Here is a 2,406-nt window from a genome sequence, read left to right as displayed (position 1 = left end):
GGGATTGGATCGACGGACAACTCCGCGAGAGGGGTGTGGCATGACCGACGAGGACCGCGCACTGATCGACTTCGCCGCCAACCGGTGGAACCACGCCGGCCTCCAGGCCGATGCGGTTCAACGGCGCTTCGGCCTGTCACTTACGCGATACTGGCAGCGCGTGAACCGCCTCCTCGATACCGAGGAGGCCCTGGCATACAACCCTGTAGTGGTGAACCGCTTGCGCCGCATACGATCCACGCGGTCGGACCAACGAATGAGGCACTGATGGCACGCCCACCACTCCCACTCGGCACCTGGGGCCGGATCAACCGCACCGAGGTGGCTCCCGGCCGTTGGCGAGCCCGGGCGCACTACCGGGACTACGACGGCAAGACACGGGTAGTGGAACGCTTCGGGGCCACCGGCGCGAAGGCTGAGCGCGCCCTCGTCGAGGCGCTGTCACAGCGCGGGCGCCCTGCGGGGTCGGTCGTCGACATCACCCGCGATACTCGGATCTCTGAACTCGCGGAGCTGTGGCTGAGTAAGCGCGCCGAGTCCGGGCGCTACGCCGCTGGAACGCTGGAACACGACCGAGAGCTGATCGACAGCGTCATCACTCCCGGCGTCGGCGCGGTAAGGGTTGGAGAGGCCTCTGTCGGAGTGCTCGACCGATTCGTCCGCGCCATCCGCTCCGACTCACGGGCGCGCCAGGCGCGCACCGTCCTCTCGGGGATGCTGACACTGGCCGCACAGCACGACGCGATCGATCGCAACCCGATGGCCGACACGGCACGCAGGAGCTCCACCGCGAAGAGCATCCGAGCATTGTCGATCGACGAACTTCAGCAGTTGCGGATCCGGATCGCCACCTGGTCTGGGACAAACGCCCTGGGACCGCGACGCGGGGTCGACTTCCCGGACCTTGCCGATTGCATGATCGGATCGGGTGGCCGGATCTCCGAGGTACTGGCGTTCCGATGGCCTCTCATCCAGTGGGCGACCGACCTAGCACCGGCGATGGTCTACATCGAGGGCAAGATCAACCGGCACGGAACGTACGAGCCTCAGCCGAAGACCAAGACATCACAGCATTGGCTGATCCTGCCGGACTTCATGGTCGCGGCGTTGCAGCGTCAGCGCGAGCGTGATCTGCCGAGCGATGAGCTTGATCTGGTATTCCCCACCCGCACCGGTGGTCCGCGGTCGCCGGCCAACGTCCGACGGCAGTTCCGGGACGCGCGCCGCACAGTGGTCACGGTTGATGGCGCCCCGGACGGTCCAGCGGATCTCTTCGACTGGGTCTCGCCGAAGACGTTCCGCAAGACGGTCGCGACAATTCTGGCCGACGAAGTCGGGATCGAGGCGGCGGCCGACCAACTCGGGCACACCTCACCGGAGACGACGCGCAAGCACTACCGTCAGCGGGCGAAGATCGCCGGAGATGTGCGCCATGTTCTTGATCGATTGGCGCCCGTCGCTGGCGGTCAGATCAGCGGATGACGACCCACGGTTTACCCACCGAAAACTGTTGGAATCACTGACGATGGATGGAATCGGAAGCAATGAACACCCGCCCTGACCTAGACTGATGCCGAGACTGTGGAATGGTTGGAGCCGTCAGTCGGGACGTTCGCTTAGAATAGGTCAGGGGTTCGATTCCCCTGGGCGGCTCCACGGAAATCGCTGGTGACCCCATCATTGTGGCCTAGTCTAGAGTGATGCGATGTCCTCCACGATTCTGCTGGGCGGTCGGCCATCGTGACGAAGCCACGGCCCTTCGTCCTGAGCTTCCAGCGCCGGATCGCCAATCCGGTCGCGCGCCGGGTTGCTCGCTACTTGCCCGGCCAAGTGGTGGTGGAGACCACCGGACGACGCAGCGGTCTCCCGAGGCGCACACCTGTCGCCGGAACGCTGGTGGGTTCGACATTCTGGCTTGTCACCGAATTCGGCCGCGAGTCGCAGTATGTACGCAACCTCGAAGCGGACCCACATGTGCGTCTGCAGATCCGCGGAAAGTGGCGAGCCGGAACCGCCGCGGTCCTCGACCGCGACGATCCCAGGGAGCGGCTCAAGCAACTGCCGTGACTCCAACAGCGTCATCGTACGCATCGTGGGAACCGAGTTGCTCACCGTCCGCATCGAATTGACGGATCTTCAGGCGTAGGTTGAAGCGCTGGGCCGCAGCCCTATGAAGTTCTCAACGAACAGTTGCGGTCCCGGCAGGCCGGGTGCACGGGTCAGGAAGTCTTGTGGGTAAGCCTGTTTCAGGCGGCTGTCGTCGGGCGGATAGTGCGGTCAGGCGGCCGGCTTCAGGCAGCCGGTGTCAGGCAGCGTTGTCGAGACGTAAGGTGCGTCGGTTGTAGGCGGGGAGTGGTCGCCGTCGCGGGTCGACCGTGGCCGGTGGGATGAGCCACGGATGTCGAT

The 2,406-nt window shown here is 65.0% G+C and carries 3 protein-coding genes; all 3 read left to right on the top strand.

What is annotated here, in order from left to right:
* The first annotated feature begins 40 nt into the window (after positions 1-40).
* Positions 41-268: a DUF3263 domain-containing protein gene (locus ACPXB3_RS22310; protein ID WP_425729824.1), complete on the top strand. Its 228-nt coding sequence runs from the start codon at positions 41-43 to the stop codon at positions 266-268.
* Positions 268-1,482 carry a tyrosine-type recombinase/integrase gene (locus ACPXB3_RS22305; RefSeq protein WP_425729822.1) on the top strand — a complete coding sequence of 405 codons (1,215 nt, stop codon included), beginning with the start codon at positions 268-270 and terminating at the stop codon, positions 1,480-1,482. Before ACPXB3_RS22310 ends, ACPXB3_RS22305 begins: the two co-directional genes overlap by 1 nt.
* 258 nt (positions 1,483-1,740) lie before the next feature.
* Positions 1,741-2,067, top strand: a complete 327-nt coding sequence (locus ACPXB3_RS22300) for a nitroreductase/quinone reductase family protein (protein ID WP_425729820.1) — start codon at positions 1,741-1,743, stop codon at positions 2,065-2,067.
* Positions 2,068-2,406 lie beyond the last annotated feature (339 nt).

It is taken from the genome of Gordonia sp. DT219, assembly GCF_049847065.1.
Taxonomy (GTDB): domain Bacteria; phylum Actinomycetota; class Actinomycetes; order Mycobacteriales; family Mycobacteriaceae; genus Gordonia.
This window is presented reverse-complemented; position numbering and strand designations above follow the sequence as displayed.